Raw genomic sequence first — 22,066 nt, forward strand, 5'->3', positions numbered from 1 at the left:
AACCACCGCAAGCAACGCCACCACCAACTCCACCGACCGCGGCAACACCACCACCACCAACCGCTCCGGCCCCACACCCCGCCCCGCCAACACCCCGGCCAACCGGCCCACCCGCGCATCCAACTCCGCATACGTCAGCGCCACACCACCACACACCACCGCCACCGCACCCGGAGCCACCCGCACCCGCTCGGCGAACAGACCCGCCAGACCCCCCACCGGAGCCTCCACCACAGGCCCCGCACCCCAACCCGCCACCACCCCGCGCTCCCCCGCCGACAGCAGCTCCACCCGGCCGACCGGCTCGTCCGGGGCGCAGTCCGCGACGGCCTCCAGCAGGGCGAGCAGCCGCTGCTGATGGGCGGCGAGGTCGTCGTCCCCGTACGCCTGCGGCGCGCCGTGCAGCCGGAGCAGCGGGGGGTTGCCGTCGCGGTAGTCGAAGAGCCACACGGCCAGGTCGGTGGTCGAGCCCGACACGAAGTGGTGCACGGAGGCGGGGTGCCCGGCGAAGCTCGGCCGGGCGTTGAACGCCATGATGTTGACGATCAGCGGGAACGCCGTGCCGATGCCGCCGGGCGCGCCGAGGTCGCGCAGCAGGTCCTCGCTGCGGTAGCGCTCGTGCGCGACGGCCGACTCGACCTCGCGTGCCGCCTGGGCGACGAGTTCGCCCCAGGGCATGTCCGGGCGGACCGTCAGCCGCAGGGGCACCACGTTGGACATCGTGCCGGGTACGGACATCAGGTCGCGGCCGGTGCCCCGGCGGGCGGTGACGGGCAGGGCGAGCACCACGTCCTGGGCGCCGCTGAGCCGGTGGGCGTAGAGCGCGGTCGCGGCGACCACCAGCCGGGACCAGCGGACGCCGGCCCGTTCCGCGGCCGCCCGCAGCGCCTCGGGGCGGCGCAGTTCCCGCTCGCCGGCCACCCGCAGGGCCAGGTGCGGGTCGGTGGCGCGGCGGTCGGTGAGGCGGGTGGGGGCGGGCAGGTCGGCGAAGCGGCCGGTCCAGTAGGCGCGGTCGGCGGTGAAGTCCGCGGACGAGCGGTAGGCGGTGTCGCTGTCGACGAGGTCCCGCAGCGGGCCGAACGGGCAGGGCGGCACGGCGCCGCCCTCGGCGAGCGCCGAGTACACCTCGCCGACCCGCGCCCGGACCATGGAGCTGCTGATCGCGTCCAGCACCAGGTGGTGGTAGTTGAGGTACCAGAGGAACTCCGTGGGCGACAGCCGGATCAGCGCGTGGCCGAAGAGCGGGTCGCGGGCGGGGTCCAGCGGGCGGGCCAGGTCCTGTTCCATCCACGCCGTGGCCGCGGCCCGGGGAACCGGTTCAGCGGCGAGGTCGAGGTGCACCGGTGCCCAGTCCCAGCTGTCGCGGAGGACCTGGCGCGGGCCGTCGCCGTCGTCGGTGAAGGTCACGTGCAGGGCGTCGACCTCGTCGACCACCCGGCGCAGCGCGGTGTCGAACAGCTCCGGGTCGACCGGACCGTGGATCTCCAGGCACTCCCCGACGCGGTAGCCCGGGATCGGGGTGCGGGAGCTCTGCTCGGCGAGCCAGATCTCCCGCTGCGCCGCGGTCAGGGGAAGGGTTTCTCGTTCGCGACGGGACATGGGGGTACCTCCGAAAAAGTGGGCGGGGCGGGCGCGCGGGACGTGCCGGGCCGCGCCGGTCGCGGTGGCGTCACGCGACGGGCGGCGGGGCGGGGCGTCCGCGGTCAGGCGGCGAGTTCGCCGGCCTGGATCTGCCAGAGGGATGCGTAGTGCCCGTGCCGGGCGAGGAGTTCGTCGTGGGTGCCCTGTTCGGCGACGACGCCGCCCTTGTCCATGACGTAGATCCGGTCGGCGTGCCGGACCGTGGACAGGCGGTGGGCGATGACGATCATCGTGCGGCCGGCCGCGAAGCTGCGCAGCGCGCGCTGGATGGCGGCCTCGGTCTCGTTGTCGACGGCGGAGGTGGCCTCGTCGAGGATGACGACCGGGGAGTCCTTCAGGATGGTGCGGGCCAGCGCGATGCGCTGCCGCTGGCCGCCGGAGAGCGCGGCGCCGCGTTCGCCGATCAGCGTGTCGTATCCGTCCGGCAGGGCCGCGATGAAGGGGTCTGCCTCGGCCATGGCGGCGGCCTTGCGCACGGCCTCGTCGGGGGCGTCGAAGCTGCCGTAGCGGATGTTGTCGGCGATGGTGCCGTCGAAGAGGAAGGGGTCCTGGGAGACGAAGCCGATGGCGTGGCGCAGGCTGTGGCGTCCGAGGTCGCGGATGTCCTGGCCGTCCAGCAGGACCCGGCCGGAGTGCGCGTCCTGGAAGCGCATCAGCAGTTTGGCGATCGTGGTCTTGCCGGAGCCGGTGGCGCCGACCAGGGCGGTCACCCGGCCGGCCGGGACGGTCAGCGAGAGCTGGTCCAGGGCCGCCGGCCGGCCGGGGTAGGCGAAGGTGACCGCCTCGAGGGCGATCTCGCCGCGCACCTCGGCGGGGCCGGCCGCCGCCTCGCCGCTGTCGGTCTCGACGGGCAGGGCGCGCAGCCGCTGGACCCGGTCGTAGGAGGCGAGGGTGCGCTGGTACTGGTCGGCGATGCCGCCGAGCCGGCTCATCCGCATCAGCAGCATCTGGGGCAGTCCGATGAGCGGGCTGAACACCTCGAAGCGCAGCGTGCCGTTGAGCACCGAGCGGCCACCGACCAGCAGGGTGCCGGCCATCGACGCGGTGGTGCAGGCGCGGACGGTCTCGGCGTGGCGGATCGTGCCGCGGTCGCTGAGCCGGCTGCTGTCCAGGGCCGCCTCGCTCAACTCGTCGACGTGTGCGGCCTCGTGGTCCTCGGTGCAGAAGCTCTTGACGGTCGCGCCGGCCTCCAGCGAGTTGATCACCTGGCTGCCGAGCCGGGCCCGGCGCTCGCCGGTGACGGCGTATCCGGCGGCGGCCTTCTCCTGGTGGCGCAGCGACAGCCAGGCGACGACCGGGATCGGCAGGAAGGCGATCCAGGCGATCTGCGGGGCCAGCAGGAGGAACGCGGGCACCAAAAGGGCGAGGCTGGTGCCGAGTTGCAGGACGTCGTTCGCGGGGCCGGCGAAGAACGCCCCGAGCTGGCCGACGTCATTGGTGAGGGTGCCGGCGACCCGGCTGGTCCGCTCGCCCTCCAGGTGGCTGAGTTCGAGGTGCTGGACGTGCCGGTAGGTGCGGCTGCGCCAGTCGTGCTCGATGTCCTGGCCGAGCCGGCGCCACTGGAGGTTCGAGGCGTAGGAGAGGGTCGCGACCGCGGCGCAGGCGGCTGCCACCAGCCCGGCCAGGCCCCAGAGTTGGGCGGAGGCCGTGGTCAGGCCGAGGCGGGCCAGCGGGGCCGCCTCGCCCTTGATGAGGACCAGGCCGGTCCAGCCGAGGAAGGTGCCGAGCGCGGTCTCGGCGGCCTGGCAGGCGACCGACAGGGCGGCGGCGCGGTAGAGGCGGCGCCGGTGCGGTCCGACGATCTCCAGCAGCGGGTGGCGCTCGCCGTCCGGCCCGGCCGCCTGCCGGGCGGCGTCGAGCGTCCGGCGCCAGTCGTTGCGCAGCACCACGGCGGTCGCGGCGACCACGCCGCCCGCCGCGACCAGGTGCCGGCTCAGGGCCGATCCCCTGACCAGCGCGATCCCGGCGGCGACGGTGGCGCCGACGGCGAGCGCGGGGCCCGCGGCCGGGCCGCGGTGCGCGGGCGGGGCCGCGTCGGCGGCGGGGCCGGCCGGTGCCGGGCCGCCCGCCGGGTCGCCGGCCGGTGTTCCAGCCGGTCCGCCGGCCGGTCCGCCGGCGTCGATCGGCTGCTCCGCGATCAGGGCGACGGCTTCGCGCACGGTCCGCCCGATGTCCGCGGCGCGCATCCGCGGGTCGTGCCGGATGAGCACCCCGCCGGTGACCGGGTTGGCCTGCGCCTCGGTGATCCCGGGCACGCGGCGCAGCGCGGCGGCGAGAATCCGGGCCGTGCGGGGCCGGCCGAGCACCGGCCCGACGTCCCAGCGCTGGCGGCCCGGGGTGACCGAGCGCGGGCGCGCGGCCCGGTCCGCGGATCGGGTTCCGGCTGCGGCGCCCAGTAACGATGGCATTTCTACGATCACCTGTTTGCGGGGGTCGCGGCGGACCGTCGCGCACGCGACGGAATACGGCGACGAAGTGGAAAGTGCTGGACGGCGGGTCTCAGCAGCCGAGGGCCTTGCGAACGGCCGCCGCCCGGGGGCGTTCCGCCGAATGCGATCGGCAGGTGCGCGCCCGGCGGCGGCCGCGGGCCCTGACGGTTCGTCAGTGCGCCTTTCCGGCGGTGGCGCGGGGCTTCGGGGTCTTCGCGGCGCTTTCGGCGTGGCCGACGGCCTCGTCCATGGGGGCGCGCGCGGCGACGGTCCGGGCGTCGCCGGAGCGCGCTCCGGCGTCGGCGCCGGTGATCTGGGCGGCCACCACGTCGGCGGTCACCTCGGCCGCGAGGTCGTTGAGGTTCTCCCCGACCTCGTAGGCCGCCTTCTTCACCTCCATCGCGATGCCGACGGACGTCCGGACGACTCCGCTGACCACGGGCCTGAGCAGGCGCTTGGCGAGCGGTGCGACGATGAGACCTACCAGGAAGGGCGGTACGACGGGCGGCATGATGCTCCATCCTCTCCACGTATACGTATGACAGGGAACCCGGGCACGGCGAACACCGATAAGCGGCGCACGGCCGGGCGGAAGGAAGCATTCCAGCTCGGTATCCGGGATTCACCGAAAACGTCGGACTCCCGGGCACCGGAACGCGCTGTCCGATTCCGTGATCACCGTAGTGGAGCTGTGCGCGCTTGGGCCAAACGGCTACCTCCGAGTTCACTCATGCGAGTGTTCATTCCCTTCCCGCGTGACCTGAACCTCGGCGCACCGAAACGCCAAAGAAAGCGATGAACGGTTCATATGATCTCCATATGAACTGTTGGCGAGGGTGAAATCGATCGCGCCCCGCTCAGGAATGGCACAGTACCGCCCGCCGCCCCTCGTAAAGGTGAATCGCCGCCACCCGCCCGGGCCGCCCTGAACGCCCCCCGGCCTGCTGCCACATGGCCTGCCGGACATTCGAACGCCGTTGCCGCGCCCGCCGGTTGCCCCGCCGCAACCGAGCCCCGATGGCACGATGACGCCATGCCCCGACGCACCCCCGCGGTCGTCCTGGCGGCCGCCCTCACCGCCGCGTCCATATCGCTGGGCGGCTGCGGCCGCGGCCCCGCCTCCTCGACGACCACCCCCCTGGTGGAGCACGGCACCGTCCGGATCGCGGAGTCCAGCGAGACACCGAGCTTCGACCCGTACTCCGCCTTCGGCGCCTCCCAGGCCCGCTACGCCTACGACTCGCTCGTCGACACCGCCCCCGACGGCAGCCTGGTGACCGGGCTGGCCGCCTCCTGGCACGCCACGTCCACGACGGCCGCCTTCACCCTGCGCCCGGGCATCACCTGCTCCGACGGCACCGCGCTGACCGCCTCCGCGGTGGCCCGGGCGCTGACCTACGCCGACGACCCGGCGCACCAACTCGCCGGCGCCCGGACCGTACTGCCGAACGTGCCGTTCACCGCGCGCGCCGACGACCGCACCGGCACCGTGTCGGCCACCAGCGCGGCCCCCTACCCGTTCCTCGTCCGGACCATCGGCCTGCTGCCGATCGTCTGCCCCGCCGGACTCGACCGGCCCGGGGCGCTCGCCCGCACCACCGAGGGCACCGGCCCCTACGTACTGACCCGCTACACCCCCGGCGGGCCCTACGAGTTCACCGTCCGCGACGGCTACACCTGGGGGCCGGCCGGGGCGCGCACCGACGCCCCCGGCCTGCCCGCGCACCTCGTCCTGTCGGTGGTGCCCCAGGCGTCCACCGCGGCGAACCTGCTGCTGACCGGCGGCATCGAGATCGCGGCCGTGAGCGGGCCGGACCGCGCCCGGCTCACCGGCCGCGGCCTGGCGACCACCGACGTGGCGACCGTGGTCGGGCTGACCTTCTTCAACCAGCGGCCCGGCCGGGCCCTCGCCGACCCCGCCGTGCGCCGCGCCCTGGTCGCCGCCCTCGACCGCCAGGGGCTCGCCAACGTGGCCGTCGGCGGCACCGGCCGGCCCGCGACCGACTTCGGTGCCGAGGGCGCCGTCTGCCACGCCGACCTCGCCGACGCCAACCTCCCCTCGGGGAACGCCGCCGCGGCGCTGCGGGCAGCCGGCTGGACCCGCACCGGCGGCGGCCCGCTGGCCAAGGACGGCCGCCCGCTGCGGCTGCGCCTGATCACCAGCCCCGACCTCGGCCCCACCCTGCCGTCGGTCGCCGAGCTGATGGCGCGGGAGTGGACGGCCCTGGGCGCGCGGGTCGAGCAGGTCACCGAGAGCCTGCCCGCGCTGGTCAACGCGATGTACGGCACCGCCGACTTCGACGTGGTCGTCGGCAGCACCCCGGGCCTCGCCCTGCCGGTCGGCTACGTCCCCTTCTTCTCCGGCCCCGCCCCCGCGCGGGGCCTCGACTTCGCGGGGGTGGCCGATCCGGCGTACGACGCCCTGGTCGCGCAGGCCCTGAAGGAGGCCGACACGAGCGGCTGCGCGACCTGGCACCGGGCCGCGGCGGCGCTCTTCCGCGCCGCCGACGCGCTGCCGATCGCCGACGGCCGCAGCGGCGTGTACGGCTACCGCACCACCTTCGCCACCTCGTTCGGCGGCCAGCTCGTCCCCACCAGCATCCGCCTCCACCGGTGACCGCCGCCCGTGACCGCCACCCATGACCGGGGACCCGCCATGTCCGTACCCCAGCTGACGCGGCACCCGTGGGCGGTGTTCCTCGGCCGCCGCACGCTGCGGCTGCTGCTGTCCCTGGGGGTCGTGCTCACCGCGTCGTTCGCGATGGTCCGCCTCGTCCCCGGCGATCCGGTCCGCGCCTCGCTCGGCGTCGACGCCGCCCCGGACCTGGTGGCCGCCCGCCGGCACGCCCTCGGGCTCGACGCGCCTTTCTGGTCCCAGTACGGGACTTACGTCCGGGGCCTGCTGCACGGCGACCTCGGCACCTCGCTGGTCACCGGCACCCCGGTCGCGGAACTGGTGGAGACCCGGCTGCCGGCCACCCTGGAGATCGCCGGCCTCGCCTTCGCGGCCACCCTCGCCGTCGCGCTGCCCGGCGGGCTGCTGGCCGCCGTCCGCACCCGCGACGGGCGTCGGCCGCGGACCGAGCTGGCGTTCACCGCGGTCACCGCCGCCCTGGCCGGCGTGCCGGACTTCGTCCTGGCCGCCGGGCTGACCGCGCTGCTGGCCGTCGGGCTGCGGCTGCTGCCCGTGGCCGGGGCGGCGGGCGCGGAGTCCTTCGTGCTGCCCGTCCTCGCGCTCTCGCTCGCCCCCACCGCCGTGCTGCTGCGCATCGTCCGGGTGGAGGCACTGAAGGTCCTCGACGAGGACTACCTGCGCACCGCCCGCAGCAAACGCCTCTCCCCCGCCCGCTGCTACCTGCGGCACGCGGCGCCGAACACGGCCACCGCCGCCCTCACCGTCGCCGGGAGCCTGCTGCCCGCGCTGATCGCGGGCACCGTGCTGGTCGAGAAGGTCTTCGACTGGCCCGGCATCGGCTCCGCACTGGCCCAGTCGGTGCTGGCGCAGGACTACCCGGTGATCCAGGCGATGGTGCTGGTGCTCGGCTCCACCCTGCTGCTCACCGGCCTGCTGGTCGATGTGCTGCTCGCCGCCGTCGACCCCCGCTCGGCGATCCGGGAGATGTGACCATGCGCCCTCCCGCCGTCCTGCGGCGCTCGCCCCTGGCCTGGACCGCCGCGGCCATGACCGCCTCGCTCGCGGTGCTCGCCCTGATCGGCCCGCCGGTGTGGGGCGCGGCAGCGGACCGGGTGGACCCCTCGGCCGTACTCCAAGGGCCGTCCGCGCACCACCCGTTCGGCACCGACGGCCTCGGCCGGGACCTGCTCGCCCGCGTCCTGACCGCCGCCCGGCCCTCCCTGCTGCTCGCGCTGGCGGCGGTCCTGCTCGGCGCGGGCGCGGGGGTCCTCCTCGGGGCGGGCAGCGCCGTGCTCGGGCGGCGCGGCCGCCGGCTGACCGCCGGGCTGGTCACCCTGCTGCTCGCCTTCCCGGCGCTGCTCGTCGCGATGTTCCTCGCGGTGGTCCTCGGCGCGGGCAGCACCGGGGCGGTGCTGGCCCTCGCGGCCGCGGGCGCCCCCGGGTTCGCCCGGCTCGCCCAGACCCTCGCCGCCGCCGTCGCGGGCACCGACCACCTGGCCGCGGCCCGGGTGCTCGGGCTGCGCCGCGGGCGGCTGCTGTGCCGGCACGTCCTGCCGCACATCGCCGAGCCGCTGCTGCTGAGCGCCACCACGGCCGCGGGCACCAGCCTGGTGGCGCTGTCCGGGCTGAGCTTCCTGGGCCTGGGCGTCCAACCGCCCGGCTACGACTGGGGACTCCTGCTCAGCCAGGGCCTCGACCGGATCTACGCCGACCCGCTGCCCGCGCTGGCCCCGGGCCTGGCCGTGCTCTACGCGGCCCTGGCCTTCCAACTGCTCGGCGAGGTCCTGGCCGGCAGCGCCGCCCGGCGCGGCCCGGCCCCGCGCGTCCCCGCGCCGCCGCCCGCCCCGAGCGGCCCCGCGCAGGACGGGCTGGTCCTCCAGGTCGAGGACCTCAGCGTCGAACTGCCCACCCCGCACGGCCCGATCCGGCCGGTGCGCGGGGTGAGCCTCACGGTGCGGCCGGGCGAGGCCGTCGGGCTCGTCGGCGAGTCGGGCGCGGGCAAGTCGCTCACCGCCCTCGCCGTCGCCGACCTGCTCCCGTACGGCGCCCGGGTGTCGCGGCGCACCCTGCGCCTGCGCGGCGCGGACCTGGCCGCCATGGCCCCCAAGGAGCGGGACCGGCACCTCGCGACGGGCCTGGCGATGGTCTTCCAGAACCCGGCCTCGGCGCTCAACCCGGCCCTGCGGATCGGCACCCAGCTCACCGAGGCCGTCCGGGCGCACCGCGGCGCGAGCCGGGCGCAGGCCGCCGCGCAGGCCGCGGAGGCGCTGCGCCGGGTCGCGCTGCCCCCGGCGCTCATGCGTTCCCGCCCGCACCAGCTCTCCGGCGGCCAGCGGCAGCGGGTGATGATCGCCGCCGCACTGATGACGCGGCCGGGGCTGATCATCGCCGACGAGCCGACCACCGCGCTGGACGTCACCGTGCAGCGGCAGATCATCGGGCTGCTCACCGGCATCCGGCGGGAGACGTCCACCGCGGTGCTGTTCGTCAGCCACGACATCGCGCTGGTGGGCGGGGCTTGCGACCGGGTGCTGGTGATGTACGCGGGCGCCGTCGTCGAGGAGTTGCCGGCCGGCCGCCTCGCCGACGGCACCCGCCACCCGTACACCCGGGCCCTGGTCGGCTCGGTGCCGGACCTCGCCGCCGACCGCGGCCGGCCGCTGCCGGTGATCGAGGGCGCGCCACCCGACCCGCTGGCGCCGGCGCCCGGCTGCCCGTTCGAGCCGCGCTGCCCGCGCCGCCGGGCCCGCTGCGCCGAGCAGGAGCCCCCGCTGGCGGACGTCGATGCCGGCCACCGGGTGGCCTGCTGGCATCCGGTGCCGGTGGCGGCGATCCCCGGCCAGGTGGATGCCTCATGACGGCCCTTCAGGTGATCGGCCTCACCGTGCGCCACCCCGGCCCGGGCGTGCGCCCCGCCGCCGTCGACGGTGTCTCGCTGGAGATCCCGTCCGGCACCACCCTCGGCCTGGTGGGCGAGTCCGGCTGCGGCAAGTCCAGCCTGGCCCGCGCGATCGTCGGCCTGCTGCCCGTGCACGGCGGCCGGGTGCTGGTCGACGGCCGGGAGGTACGCACCCGTACCGTGCGCGACCGGCGCCGGCTCGGCCGGCTGGTCCAGATCGTCCTCCAGGACCCGGACACCGCGCTCGACCCGCGGATGACGGTGCGTCACACACTGGCCGAGGCCGCCACCGTCCACGGCCGGCTCGACCGGGACGCCCGCGCCGAGCGCGTCGCCGGACTGCTGGGCCTGGTCGGCCTGGACCACCACCTCGCCGACCGCCTGCCGCGGCAGCTGTCGGGCGGGCAGCGCCAGCGCGTCGCCCTCGCCCGGGCGCTGGCCGCCGGGCCCGGGCTGCTGATCGCCGACGAGATCACCTCGGCGCTCGACGTGTCGGTGCAGGCGGCCGTCCTGAACACCGTCCGCGAACTCCAGCGGCGGCTCGGCCTGTCGGTGCTGTTCATCGGCCACAACCTGCCGGCGGTCTGCCATGTCTGCGACGCCGTGGCGGTGATGCGCGACGGCCGGATCGTGGAGACCGCCCCCACCGGAACGATCCTGCGCGCACCGCGGCACCCCTACACCCGGGAGCTGCTCGCCGCCGTGCCGTCCCTGCGGACGCCCCCGCCCGGGCAGCCGTCGCCGGCGCCGGGGGCCGTCCCCCGCTCCGGGACCGGGAGCGGCTGATCCGCCGTCCCCTGCCCGCGGACGCGCCCCACCCCCGGGCCGCAGCCGCGCCCCGCCCGCCCGCACCCGCCACGAACCGCTGTCGAAAGGAACGGACCATGGGAGCCCTTCGAGAGGTGCCGCCCGCACCCGGACGGAGGCCGGTATGACCGTCGCCCCGGACCTGACCCCCTGCCACCAGACCGGCGCCGGCCTGTCCGTGCCCTTCGCCGTCGCGGGGACCGGGATGCACCTGCCGCCGGCGGTCGTCACCAACCACGACCTCGCCCGCACCCTGGACACCAGCGACGCGTGGATCACCAGCCGCACCGGCATCCGCGAACGCCGCCGCCTGGACCCGCGGCTGGCGACCTCCGACATGTGTGTCGCCGCCGCCCGCCCGGCCCTGGAGGCCGCCGGCACCTCGCCCGCCCGGCTGGACGCGGTCGTCGTCGCCACCTACACCTGGGACCAGCCGCTGGTGTCCACCGCGCTGATCGTCAAGGACGCCCTCGGCGCGGAGCGCGCCCTGGCCCTGGACGTCACCCACGCCGCCTGCGCCTCCGGCATCCAGGCCATGCTGATCGCCGCCCACCTGCTCCAGAACCCGTCCATCACCACGGTGCTCCTGATCGCGGCCGACTGCGCCTCCCGGATCACCGACCCCGCCGACCGCACCACCGGCGTCTTCTTCGGCGACGCCGCCGCGGCCGTCGTCCTCACCCGCGCCGGCACCCCCGGCGCGGGCCTGCTCTCCTACAGCCTCGGCTCGCAGCTGTCCTACGCCGTCGAGATCCCCGCGGGCGGCTCCCGCCGGCCCGCCGGGAGCGCCACCGTCGCCGCGGGAGGCCACCACCTGTCCATGGACGGCCGCGCCGTCTGGAACACCGCGACCACCCGCCTGCCCGAGAGCATCACCCGGGCCGTCGAGCGCGCCGGCCTGCCGCTCGGCGCCGTCCGCCACTTCTTCCTGCACCAAGCCAATCTGAACATCATCACCGAGACCATGGCGGCGCTGGAGGTTCCCCCGGAGCGCGCCCCCGTCACCGTGGACCGGCTGGGCAACACCGGATCGGCCGGGCTGTTCACCGCGCTGCACACCACCGCCGCCGCCGGCGCGCTGCGCCCGGGCGACACCTATGTGCTGGCCGGGATCGGCGCGGGCTTCCAGTGGGGAAGCCTCTGCATGCGGCACGCATGACATCGCGTCAGCCCGCCGCCGCGTTCCTGCCCGGACGGGTGAACTCCCCTCCGAACCCGGGCGGGCCGGCCGCCGCCCGCAGCAGCATGGGCGGCATGACGACCACGCGCTCCCGGGCCGAACGGGCCGCCCAGGCCCGGACCGCCGCACCACGACTCGCCGCCGAGGGAATCGACGGGGTGGTGTTCGGCTGGGTCGACAACGCCGGGCTCACCCGGGTCAAGTCCGTCCCGCTCGCCCAGCTCGAACACGCCGCCGAGTACGGTGTCGGCGCCGCGCCCTGCTTCGACTACTGTCTGGTCGACGACTCCTTCACCACCACGCCGTCGAGCAGCGGCGCGACCGGCGACCTGCGGCTCGTCCCCGACCTCGACCGGCTCACCCCGCTCGCCGCCCAGCCCGGCTGGGCGTGGGCCCCGGCCGACCGCTACACCCAGGCCGGCGCCCCGCACCCCGGCTGCCAGCGCGGCTTCGCCCGCCGGGCCGCCGAGGCCGTCGAGGGGCGCAGGATGTCGGTCAAGGCCGGGATCGAGGTCGAGTGGGTGGTGGCCGACGCCGCCGGGACCCCCGCGGCGCCCGGGCCCGGATACGGCATGACCCGCTTCGTCGAGCACTCCGACTACCTGCGGGAGGTGCTGACCGCCCTCACCCGCCAGGGCCTGGACGTGCTCCAGCTCCACCCGGAGTACGCCGCCGGGCAGTTCGAGGTCTCGCTGGCCGCCGAGGGGCCGGTCGAGGCGGCCGACACCGCGATGCTGGTGCGCCACACCATCCGGGCCGTCTCCGCCCGGCACGGCCTGCGGGTGTCCTACGCGCCGGTCTTCTCCGACGGCGTGCTCGGCAACGGCGGGCATGTGCACCTCAGCCTCTGGCGGCGGGACCGCAACCTCGCACACGGCGGGCCCGGCCGCCACGGGCTGCACCCGGAGGGCGAGCACTTCCTCGCCGGCGTGCTGGCCGAACTGCCGGCCCTGCTCGCCCTCGGCGCGCCCAGCGCCGCGTCCTACCTGCGCCTGGTGCCCTCCCGCTTCGCCGGGGCCTACCGCTGCTGGGGCCTGGAGAACCGCGAGGCGGCGCTGCGCCTGATCACCGGCTCCACCGCCGGGCAGGCCAACGCCGAGTTCAAGTGCTTCGACGCCGCCGCCAACCCCTACCTGGTGCTCGGCGGTGTGCTGTCCGCGGGCCTGGCCGGGCTCGACGCCGGGCTGCCGCTGCCGCCCGAGGTCCGCGGCGACCCGGCCGCCCTCGGCACCGCCGACCGCCTCCCGACGTCCCTGTCCGAGGCGGCCGACGCCTACGAGAAGTCCGCGCTGCTGCGCACCGCCCTCGGCGGCGACCTGTACGAGGCGGTGCTCGCCGTACGCCGGGCGGAGGCGGAGCTGTTCGCCACCCGCACGGACGAGGACGTCATCGAGGCCACCCGCTGGCGCTACTGACCGGCGGCCGGTCCCCCGGCCGCGTCCAGCGGCTGCGCCATGTAGACCGCGTCGGCGCCGTAGCCCGCGGGCAGTTCGGCCTCGGGGCGGGCGCGGTAGCCCAGCCGCCGCCACATGCCCTGCGAGCCGTGCACGGCGACCAGGGAGAGGGTGCGGTGGCCGCCGACCCGCCCGGCCCGCGCCAGCTGCCGCTGCATCCGGCGGGCCAGGCCCCGGCCGCGTGACCGCTCGGCGATCACCAGGTCGTGCAGGTGCAGGTTGCCGGGTGCGGCCCGGCCCTCCTCGGCGCGGCTCAGGTCCGGGCAGCGCAGGAGCGGGTAGGGCAGAGCCAGCAGGTAGCCGCCGAAGCCGCCCGCGTGCTCCAGTACGAAGCAGGTCGCCGGCGAGGCGCGCTGCCGGGAGCGCAGGATCTCCTCGCCCTCGGACATCCCGCTCGCCGCGTAGGCGCGCTCCTCCAGCGCGACCACCTCGGCCCAGTCCGCCTCCCGGAGCAGCCGGACCCGGGTGCCGGTCACCCTCGCCCACCGCCTGGGCCCGGACCGCCGACGCAGGTGTAGGGCAGCGGCGCGAAACCGTTGAACCCCCGCGTGGTGTACGCCGCGGCGTACGCGCCGCAGGAGTGGACCCACACCGGCTCGCCGGAGGCGACCGCGCGCGGGACCCGCACCAGGCCGCCGTCCTGGGCGTACGCGTCGTCGCTGTCGCAGGTCGGCCCGGCCACCACGGCGTCGGCGAACGGCCCGCCGGGGTGGGTCGGGAACTCCAGCCGGTACCGCAACTGGTCCATCTCGTACAGGCCGTTGAACTTCCCGCAGCTGAGGTAGAGCCAGTCCTGACGGGTGCCGTCGAGCCGGTGGCGGGAGGTGAGCCGGGCGACGTGGGCGCGGATCGCCCCGTGGTCGGCGACCAGGTGGCGGCCGGGCTCCAGCAGGAAGTCCAGCGGTGCCGGGCTCAGGGTGCGCAAGTGCTCCATGCCCTCGCGGATCACCGTGAACATCGCGTCCAGCGGCGGTTCCAGCGGCCGGCCGCGCCGGTCGAGGACACCGAGCGCGGGCAGCCCGCCGCCGAGGTTGATCCGGTCCGGGACGATGCCGCGCCGGGTGAGCGCCGCCAGCACGGCGGCCAGCGTCTCGAACGCCCCGGCCCACGCCTCGGCCGTCATCTGCTGCGAGCCGACGTGCACCGACAGGCCCGAGGGCACCAGCCCGGCGGCCCGGGCGGCGCCGAGCACCCGCACGGCGTCCTCGGGCGAGCAGCCGAACTTGTGGCTCAGGCCCCACAGCGCGCCCGCGCCGGTGGTCGCGATCCGGCAGAACACCCGGGCACCCGGGGCGTGTGCGGCGATCGCGGCGACGTCCTCCAGGCTGTCGGTGGCGAAGTCGCGCACGCCGAGCCGGTGGGCCTCGGCGATGTCGCGGTCCGACTTGATCGTATTGCCGTAGTGGACCAGCCCGGGCGCCACCCCGGTGCGCAGGGCCTGCGCGATCTCCCGCGGGCCGGCCGCGTCGAAGCCGCAGCCGAGCCGGGCGAGGTGGCCGAGCACCTCGTCCACCGGGCACGCCTTCATCGCGAACCGGACGGCGGCGCCGGGCAGTTCGGCCCGTAAGGACGCGTACTGGCGGCCGATGCCGTCCAGGTCGTAGATAAGGGCGTCCTCCGTGGCCGCGGCGAGCGCGGCGCGCAGTGCGGGGCGGCCCGGGCGGCCGCGGGGATCGTACGGCCGCGGCAGCACCACCCCGCCCGCGGCGCGGTGGCCGCTGCTGCCGCGGCCGGCCGTCCGCCGCGGTTCGTCGATCCGACGCGTGTCGGCGGCCTGAGGTGTCACGGGTGTGCTCCCAACGCGGCTGGACGGTCGATGCCGGACCTCACCGGCATCCACCCGCAGAACGAACAACCCGGCCGCCGGTTATGACATATGCCCCTGATTCACCCCCGTGTTCACCCCCGGATGCACCCCCGCCGCACCGCGTCCGCCACCGGCCGGCGGCGCGTCAGGGCGCGGGCGGGGCGACGGGCGGGGTCAGCAGGAGCAGGCGGTCGCGGGTGGCCTTGGGGAGTCCGGCCACGACGCAGGAGTAGGAGTGCGCGACGAGGTCGTCGAGTTCGTCCGGGGGGATGGTGCCGTCGAGCGCGACGGTGTTCCAGTGCTTCTTGTTGAGGTGGTAGCCGGGGGTGACGGCCGGGTAGCGGTCCCGCAGGTGCAGGGAGAGGGCGGGGTCGCACTTGAGGGAGACCGAGGGCGGGTCGGTGTCGGGGCTGAGGATGGCGAAGATCCGCCCGGCGACCTTGTAGACGTCGACGCCCGGGCCGAACGGGTTCTCCTCGGCGGTCTCCGGCAGGTCGAGGGCGAGTTCGGCCACCTGTTCCGGTGTCACCTTCGGATACGGCGCGGAGTCCGCCGACCGCTCGCCCTCGTCGGCGCCGCCGTCGCCGCCACCGCGTGCCCTGCTCGCCATCGGTCCGTCCTCCCGGAGGTGCCGCACTCACGAATCCCGCCGGTCCGCGGGCGTGCCCACGCTACCGCCGGGCACCGACACCCACCCGGGTCACGCCTGGGCGGTGGCGCGCCGGACCTCCAGGTCGGTGCACTGCCAGCTCATCTCGCGGACGTGCGGTCCGGGGGCCGGGTGGCCGTAAGCCCCGGCGGAGACGCTGATGCACACCACCAGCCAGGCGCGCCAGCCGGTGCCGACGCCGCGCCCGTCGTCGTAGACGGTCCGGCCGTCGACCTGCCAGCGGACGCTGTCGGCGCCGAGCAGGACGTCCAGCCGGAAGGGGCGGCCGGGGGTGACGAGGCCGTCGACGGTGTCGCCCGCGCCGCCGACGTGGTTGCTCAGTTCGAGCAGGTGCGGGTGGGTGGCGTGGTACTCGAAGAGGTCGACCTCGCCGTGGCCGGGCTGCGGGTGGCCGCCGGGGGTGTCGCGGCCCCAGGTCCACAGCGCGGGCCAGGCGCCCTGGGTGTCGTCGACCACGCAGGTCGCCGACACTTCGTCGCCGGGCCGCAGTTCGAAGCCGCCGGGCGCGTACTCGGTGGAGACCAGGTCGGTGTGCCACCGTCCGCCGCCGGCCGCGCGGGCGGTGAAGACGCCCGCGGCGGTGGGGCCGTAGGAGGGGCCGATCTGGTCGAGTTTGTTGTCGCCGGGGTTGCGGCCGTCGGGCGGATAGGCGGAGGAGCGGCCCACGGCCCAGGCCGTGCGGTCGGTGAAGGGGGCGGCGAAGACGACGGGCGCGGGGCGCGCCGCGGACGGCGGGACGGTCATGGGTGCTCTCCCCGGACGGCGGCCGGTGCTCCCGGCCGGCTACTCCCGAACAACTACTCCCGGTCAACTACTCCCAGTCAACGCCGGTCACGTCCGGTCCGGAAAGCGGCGCGCTGAAGCGCCTCGGGAGCGCGCCTGTCGGGCAGCGCGCCCCGCGCGGTCCGGCCGAAGCCGCCGGGGTGAGCGTACGATCGTGACAAAAGTTCACTAACCGTATGATCACGGTCGGCGGGCGGCGCGCGCCCGGCACGAGCAGGCAGGGACGACGGAAAGGGCGCGGATGGGCGGCGGCGCACGCGGCAATCCGGCTCGGCGCGGGGAGGACGACGCCGAGCTGCGGCAGATCGACGCGCTCAACCGGCTGCACACCGACCCCTCGGCCCGCGAGGAACTGGCGCCCGATCCGCCGGACGCGGCGGAGGACGGCAGGCCCGCGGCGGACCCCGGGGAGGCGCCGGACCCGTCCGGCGCCGACCCGGAGGAGACCGCGGAGCCGCCGGAGGCAGCGGACGCAGCGGACGAGGCCCCCGCCGCCCCCGCGGACGGCGCCGCCGCCAGCCCCCGGCACCGCGACGCCCTCCTGGTGGACACCGGCCACACCGTCGCCGACGCGCAGTCCCTGGACGAGGCGCTCAGGGCCCTCAACGCGCTGCGCACCCCGGACTTCCCGCTCGACGGCCAGGCCGTCTTCGGCATCAACGGCGGCTTCCTCAGCAAGCTCGCCACGAACGGCTTCCGCGCCGCCGGCCCCGAGCGGATCTTCCGGATGCCGCTGTCGACCGGCTACCCGGCCACCGAGGTGGTCCGCACCGGCCGCCCGGTCTTCCTGGCCACCGCCGAGGAGTACCGCAGCCGCTTCCCGGTGACCTATCCGCTCACCGCGCACAAGGGGCGCCGGTCGTGGGCGTTCCTGCCGCTGACGGCCGGCGGGCGGCTGAACGGGGTGTGGCTGGCGGCGTTCCGCACGCCGGTGGCCTTCACCGAGGACGAGCGGACCCTGCTGACGGTGACCGCCCGGCTGGTGGCGCAGGCGCTGGAGCGCACCCGGGTCGGGGAGGCGGAGATCGCGCTGTCCCGCGGGCTGCGCAGCAGCATGGGCCGGGCCGGGGCGGCGATCAAGGGGCTGAGCGTGGCGACGCGCTATGTGCCGACCGGCGGCGGCCTGATGGTGGGCGGCGACTGGTTCGACAGCATCGACCTGCCCAGCGGCCGGCTCGCCCTGGTCATCGGCGACGTACAGGGCCACGACGTGCACGCGGCGAGCCTGATGACGCAGCTGCGCACCGCCGTGCACGCCTACGCCTCCGAGGGGCACGGCCCGGACGCGGTGCTCGCGCGGGCCTCGCGCTTCCTCACCGAGCTGGACGAGGACCGCTTCGCGACCTGCGTCTACATCGAGGCCGACCCGGAGACCGGACTGCTCCAGCTCGCCCGCGCCGGGCACCCGCACCCGGTGATGCGGCTGCCGGACGGCACCTGCATGATCAAGCACGTCCCCGGCGGGCTGCCGCTGGGGCTGATGCCGGGCGGCGAGGACTACCCGGTGACGCTGATGCAGCTGCACGAGCAGGAAGTGCTGATGCTGTGCACCGACGGCCTGATCGAGACCGGCGGGTACGACATGTACAGCGGGTGGGTGCGGGTGCGCGACGCGATGGCGCCGGGCCCCGGCGACGACCTGGAGCGTATGGCCGACCGGCTGGTGGAGGCGGTGAACGGCCCTGCGCAGTCCGCCGACCGCGCGCGCCCGGAGCCTGACCTGCGCCGGGCGGACGTGCGCGCGCGCAACGAGGACGACATCGCGCTGCTGCTGGTGCGCCGGGACGCCGGCGAGCGGCTGCCGGACCTGAGCGAGCGGCGGCTGGTGCTGGCCATCGAGCAGGGCCGCGGCGAGGACCTGTCCGAGGCGCGGGCGGAGCTGGAGTCGCTGCTGCACGACTGGGCGCGCTCGGACCAGGTGGACACCGCGGTGCTGCTCGCCTCGGAGCTGGCGGGCAATGTGCTGATGCACACCGACCAGTCCGCCGCGCTCGTCGCGGTGGTCGCCGGGGACTACGGCCGGCGCGTCCTGACCGTCGAGGTGACCGACCGCGGCGACGAGCTGCCGCACCAGCGCGCCCCGGGCGAACTCGCCTCCTCAGGGCGCGGGTTGGTGCTGCTGGACCTGCTGGCCGACGCGTGGGGCGTACGGCCGGAGGCCGAGGGGAAGACGGTGTGGTTCTCGCTGCGGGAGGACACCGCCGCGGACGGCGGTTGAGCGCTGCCGCCGCCGGCGGCGGGGCGGTCTACGCGCTGCGGCGGCGTTCGCCGTAGGGCGGTGGGAGAGGGGCCTTGCGGCCTGCCGGGCTGTCCTCCGGGCGGGTGTGCGCCGCGCCGCGCAGCTCCGGTGCCTCGATGACGGGGGGAAGGTCGGGCGTGAGGTGCACGCCTCGCCGCCCCCGGTGGGGTCCGTTGCGGTCGTCTCCTTCGCTTCCTTCACTCATGTCCTTCGGGTACCCAGCGGTATGTCCGTAATCAGCCGACGCGTACTTTCGGGCCCCGATCGACCCCCAGCTCCGAAACGATCGAAACCTCACTCTGCACCTTTCGCCACGCCCGATCCCTGCTACGTAACGCTTTGATAACCGCAGACCGGAGGGTTGACCAGCTTTCCCGGCGGTCAATACGTTCTGGGCGGCGCATAACTTTCGACATCGCCGTCGAAACATTCGAAAGGCACTCCATGATGAAGCGCGCTCGGTTCTCTCGCGCCGCCGCCGGTGGCGTGGTGCTCGCACTCGGGCTGTCCCTGGCGGCCTGCGGCGGCAGCAGTTCGGCGGGCGGCGCGGGCCGCATCCACGTCCTGGTCTACGGCGACGCCACGAACAAGGTGGAGAAGCAGATCGTCGCCACCTTCAACAAGACCTCGAAGGTCAAGGCGGTGCTGGACACCATCCCCGGCGCGGACTACCAGCAGAAGCTCCAGACGATCATCACCACCAAGCAGGCGCCGGACATCTTCTACAACTGGGGCGCCGGCAGCATCGAGCCGTTCGTCAAGGCCGGGCTGCTGATGCCGCTGGACAGCTTCATCGCCAAGGACCCGGGGCTGAAGTCCAACTTCCTGCCGTCGGTGTTCAACACCGCCGTCGTCGACGGCAAGGCGTACGGGATACCGATGCGCGGCACCCAGCCGGTGCTGCTCTTCAACAACAAGAAGGTGCTGGCCGACGCGGGGCTGAGCGAGCCGAAGACCTGGGACGACCTGCTGGCCGACGTCAAGGCGCTCAAGGCCAAGGGCAAGACGCCCATCGCGCTCGGCGGCGGCGACCAGTGGCCGACCCAGATGTGGTTCGAGTACGTCTACGACCGCATCGCCGGCCCGGGCCTGTTCGAGAAGGCGCTCGGCGGCGACACGAGCGTGTGGGCGAGCCCGGACAGCCGCAAGGCGCTGGGCATGCTCAAGCAGCTCGTGGACGCGGGGGCGTTCGGCAGTTCGTACGACTCGGTGAAGTTCACCGACGGCGGCTCGCCGGCGCTGCTGGCCACCGGGAAGGCCGCGTTCGAGCTGATGGGCTCGTGGGAGTACTCCACCGAGCAGGACGCCAACCCCGACTTCACCAAGAGCGACCTGGGCTACGGCCCCTTCCCGACCGTGCAGGGCGGCAAGGGCGACCCGGCCGACGTGGTCGGCAACACCAACAACTTCTACTCGGTGCTGAAGAAGACCAAGTACCCCGACGCGGTCGCGCAGTTCCTCAAGCTCCAGTACTCCGACGAGTTCGTCAAGGCGCACCTGGCGATCGGCAACCTGCCGACCACCACCAACACCCCGAAGTTCCTGGACACCGCGGCCAACCCGGCCTATCTGAAGTACCAGTTCAAGCTGGTCCAGCAGGCGCCGTCGTTCCAACTGTCCTGGGACCAGGCGTACCCGCCCTCGGCGACCACGGCCATCCACACCGCCGTCCAGGAGTTCTTCGACGGCAAGACCGACACGGACGGCTTCATCAAGGCCATGCAGTCCCTGCCGAAGTCCTGACCGGGATACGCGAGATGACCACGACCACGACCTCCACCGCGGTGGCGCCGCCGAAGGCCGCGCGCGGCGCCCGCCGCGCCGGCACGGCGGTGCCCCGCCCGGGCCTGGCCTGGGCGGCCCCCGCCACCTTGTTCTTCGCGCTGTTCGCGGTACTGCCCCTGGTGCTGGTGGCGGTGCTCTCCTTCACCGACTGGGACGGCCTGGGCGCGCCGCAGTTCGCCGGCCTGGACAACTGGCGGGCGCTGCTGCACGACCACACCATGCTCAAGAGCCTGTGGCTGAGCGTGCTGATCACCGTGCTCGGGGTCGCCGTGCAGACCCCGCTGAGCATCCTGCTCGGCGTGTGGGCCGCCGGGCGGCAGCGCAACCGGGCGGTGCTGTCGGCGGTGTTCTTCGTGCCGCTGCTGCTGTCGGCGACCGCGGTGTCCGTGCTGTGGCGGGCGATGCTCGACCCGAACTTCGGGGTGCCGGCGCAGGCCCGCTGGCTGTTCGGCAACGGCAACCTGCTGGGCATGCAGTCCGGCGCGATCGGCGTCCTCGTCTTCGTCGGCGCCTGGCAGTACACGCCCTTCCACACGCTGATCTACCAGGGCGCGGCCCGCGCGATCCCGCAGGTCCTCTACCAGGCCGCGGAGGTCGACGGGGCGGGCACCGTACGGCAGTTCTTCCACATCACGCTGCCGCAGCTGCGCACCACCATGATCACCTCGATGATCCTGATGGTCGTCGGCGGCCTGACCACCTTCGACACGGTGCTGATCCTCACCCAGGGCGGCCCCGGCACCGACACCACGATCAGCGCCTACTACATGTACCAGCAGGCGTTCAAGAGCTTCGACTTCGGCGGCGGCGCGGCGATCGCGCTGGTCCTGGTGCTGGTCGCCACGGTCATCTCGCTGGTGGTGGTCCGGGTCTCCGGCTACGACCGGATGCGCAGCAGTTCGGAGGGCCTGTGATGAGGCGACGCCCCAACGTCCTGGCCGGACTCGGCTCGCTGGTCTGGCTGTTCCTGGTCGGCCTGCCGCTGTACGTCATGCTGCTGGCCACGCTGCGCAGCCGCAGCGACTACGCGGCGCACGGCCCGCTGGCCTTCCCCGCGCACTTCACGCTGCACAACTACACGCAGGACTTCTCGAACGGCTTCGGCCGCTACTTCCTCAACACCCTGCTGGTGACGGCCGCGGTGGTGGCGATCGTGCTGCTGCTGGTGCCGCCGCTGTCGTACGCGATCGTGCGCGGCCGCGGCCGGGTCACCACCGGCGTCTTCCGGCTGTTCCTGCTGGGCCTGGCGGTCCCCGCGCAGGCGGTGATCGTGCCGATGTTCTACGTGATCAACCGCGCCGGGCTCTACGACAACCTCGCCGGGGTGATCCTGCCGACCGCCGCGTTCTGCCTGCCGGTGTGCGCGCTGGTGCTGACCGGGGCGATGCGGGACATCACCCCTGACCTGTACGAGGCGATGGCCATGGACGGGGCTCCGCAGTGGCGGGTCTTCCTCCAACTGGTGCTGCCGCTGTCCAAGGGCGGGCTGTCCACGATCGTGGTCTTCTCCGCGCTCCAGGCGTGGAACGGCTTCCTCTTCCCGCTGGTGCTGACCCAGTCCGACTCCTCCAAGGTGGTCACGCTGGGCCTGTACGACTTCCAGACCGAGCACGGCGTGGACATCCCCGGCCTGCTGGCCGCGGTGGTGCTGTCGATGCTGCCGATCCTCATCGTCTACCTGTTCGCCCGCCGTGCCCTGGTACAGGGGCTCATGGGCGTCGGAGGAAAGTGACCGAC

Annotated in this window: 18 protein-coding genes; 10 read left to right on the plus strand and 8 right to left on the minus strand. The window is 74.7% G+C overall.

Annotated features, from left to right (window positions below; translation table 11 throughout):
- The 3 genes from WA788_RS24400 to WA788_RS24410 all read right to left on the minus strand — a co-directional run.
- A partial coding sequence (locus WA788_RS24400; protein WP_335980805.1) for a condensation domain-containing protein occupies positions 1-1,599 on the minus strand: 1,599 nt, incomplete at its 3' end.
- A 104-nt stretch (positions 1,600-1,703) separates the two neighbouring features.
- Positions 1,704-4,049 (minus strand): ABC transporter ATP-binding protein/permease, encoded by a 2,346-nt coding sequence (locus WA788_RS24405; RefSeq protein ID WP_335980807.1) that lies wholly within the window; start codon positions 4,047-4,049, stop codon positions 1,704-1,706.
- Between the two features lie 193 nt (positions 4,050-4,242).
- On the minus strand, positions 4,243-4,581 hold the full coding sequence (locus WA788_RS24410) for a DUF5132 domain-containing protein (protein WP_335980808.1): 339 nt from the start codon (positions 4,579-4,581) through the stop codon (positions 4,243-4,245).
- A 522-nt stretch (positions 4,582-5,103) separates the two neighbouring features.
- Between WA788_RS24410 and WA788_RS24415 the strand changes: the two genes are divergently transcribed.
- From WA788_RS24415 to WA788_RS24440, 6 genes are all read left to right on the plus strand, one after another.
- Positions 5,104-6,687 carry an ABC transporter substrate-binding protein gene (locus WA788_RS24415; RefSeq protein ID WP_335980809.1) on the plus strand — a complete coding sequence of 528 codons (1,584 nt, stop codon included), beginning with the start codon at positions 5,104-5,106 and terminating at the stop codon, positions 6,685-6,687.
- 39 nt (positions 6,688-6,726) lie between these two features.
- Positions 6,727-7,695, plus strand: coding sequence for an ABC transporter permease (locus WA788_RS24420; RefSeq protein ID WP_335980810.1), 969 nt, complete (start codon positions 6,727-6,729; stop codon positions 7,693-7,695).
- 2 nt (positions 7,696-7,697) lie between these two features.
- Positions 7,698-9,563: a dipeptide/oligopeptide/nickel ABC transporter permease/ATP-binding protein gene (locus WA788_RS24425; protein ID WP_335980811.1), complete on the plus strand. Its 1,866-nt coding sequence runs from the start codon at positions 7,698-7,700 to the stop codon at positions 9,561-9,563.
- Positions 9,560-10,390 carry an ABC transporter ATP-binding protein gene (locus WA788_RS24430; RefSeq protein ID WP_335980812.1) on the plus strand — a complete coding sequence of 277 codons (831 nt, stop codon included), beginning with the start codon at positions 9,560-9,562 and terminating at the stop codon, positions 10,388-10,390. Before WA788_RS24425 ends, WA788_RS24430 begins: the two co-directional genes overlap by 4 nt.
- Positions 10,391-10,535: 145 nt before the next feature.
- A complete protein-coding gene (locus WA788_RS24435; RefSeq protein WP_335980813.1) occupies positions 10,536-11,570 on the plus strand; it encodes a 3-oxoacyl-ACP synthase III family protein in 1,035 nt (344 codons plus the stop codon).
- Between the two features lie 95 nt (positions 11,571-11,665).
- The gene (locus WA788_RS24440; protein WP_335980814.1) at positions 11,666-13,006 is read left to right on the plus strand and encodes a glutamine synthetase family protein; all 1,341 of its coding nucleotides are present in this window, start codon (positions 11,666-11,668) and stop codon (positions 13,004-13,006) included.
- On the opposite strand, the gene WA788_RS24445 is transcribed toward WA788_RS24440, so the two are convergent.
- The 4 genes from WA788_RS24445 to WA788_RS24460 all read right to left on the minus strand — a co-directional run bounded on the left by WA788_RS24445 (position 13,000) and on the right by WA788_RS24460 (position 16,266).
- Positions 13,000-13,521, minus strand: coding sequence for a GNAT family N-acetyltransferase (locus tag WA788_RS24445; protein ID WP_335980816.1), 522 nt, complete (start codon positions 13,519-13,521; stop codon positions 13,000-13,002). The genes WA788_RS24440 and WA788_RS24445 overlap by 7 nt on opposite strands.
- Positions 13,518-14,735 (minus strand): type III PLP-dependent enzyme, encoded by a 1,218-nt coding sequence (locus tag WA788_RS24450; RefSeq protein WP_335980927.1) that lies wholly within the window; start codon positions 14,733-14,735, stop codon positions 13,518-13,520. Before WA788_RS24450 ends, WA788_RS24445 begins: the two co-directional genes overlap by 4 nt.
- Before the next feature lie 262 nt (positions 14,736-14,997).
- Positions 14,998-15,462: an MmcQ/YjbR family DNA-binding protein gene (locus tag WA788_RS24455; protein WP_443034091.1), complete on the minus strand. Its 465-nt coding sequence runs from the start codon at positions 15,460-15,462 to the stop codon at positions 14,998-15,000.
- A gap of 90 nt (positions 15,463-15,552) precedes the next feature.
- Positions 15,553-16,266 carry a beta-glucanase gene (locus WA788_RS24460; protein ID WP_335980817.1) on the minus strand — a complete coding sequence of 238 codons (714 nt, stop codon included), beginning with the start codon at positions 16,264-16,266 and terminating at the stop codon, positions 15,553-15,555.
- Between the two features lie 280 nt (positions 16,267-16,546).
- Here WA788_RS24460 and WA788_RS24465 point away from each other — a divergent pair, with 280 nt between their 5' ends.
- Positions 16,547-18,523, plus strand: coding sequence for an ATP-binding SpoIIE family protein phosphatase (locus tag WA788_RS24465; RefSeq protein WP_335980818.1), 1,977 nt, complete (start codon positions 16,547-16,549; stop codon positions 18,521-18,523).
- Positions 18,524-18,551: 28 nt separating this feature from the next.
- On the opposite strand, the gene WA788_RS24470 is transcribed toward WA788_RS24465, so the two are convergent.
- Positions 18,552-18,749 carry a hypothetical protein gene (locus WA788_RS24470; RefSeq protein ID WP_335980819.1) on the minus strand — a complete coding sequence of 66 codons (198 nt, stop codon included), beginning with the start codon at positions 18,747-18,749 and terminating at the stop codon, positions 18,552-18,554.
- Between the two features lie 239 nt (positions 18,750-18,988).
- Between WA788_RS24470 and WA788_RS24475 the strand changes: the two genes are divergently transcribed.
- The 3 genes from WA788_RS24475 to WA788_RS24485 are packed head-to-tail and all read left to right on the plus strand — an operon-like array spanning position 18,989 to position 22,061.
- Entirely contained in the window at positions 18,989-20,287 is a 1,299-nt protein-coding gene (locus WA788_RS24475) for an ABC transporter substrate-binding protein (RefSeq protein WP_335980820.1), read from the plus strand.
- Positions 20,288-20,301: 14 nt separating this feature from the next.
- Positions 20,302-21,243 (plus strand): carbohydrate ABC transporter permease, encoded by a 942-nt coding sequence (locus WA788_RS24480; RefSeq protein WP_335980822.1) that lies wholly within the window; start codon positions 20,302-20,304, stop codon positions 21,241-21,243.
- Positions 21,243-22,061 carry a carbohydrate ABC transporter permease gene (locus WA788_RS24485; protein ID WP_335980824.1) on the plus strand — a complete coding sequence of 273 codons (819 nt, stop codon included), beginning with the start codon at positions 21,243-21,245 and terminating at the stop codon, positions 22,059-22,061. The genes WA788_RS24480 and WA788_RS24485 overlap by 1 nt, the downstream gene beginning before the upstream one ends.
- The last annotated feature ends 5 nt before the right edge of the window (positions 22,062-22,066 follow it).

Source organism: Streptomyces sp. CA2R106, assembly GCF_037034245.1.
In the GTDB taxonomy this organism is placed as follows: Bacteria; Actinomycetota; Actinomycetes; order Streptomycetales; family Streptomycetaceae; genus Actinacidiphila.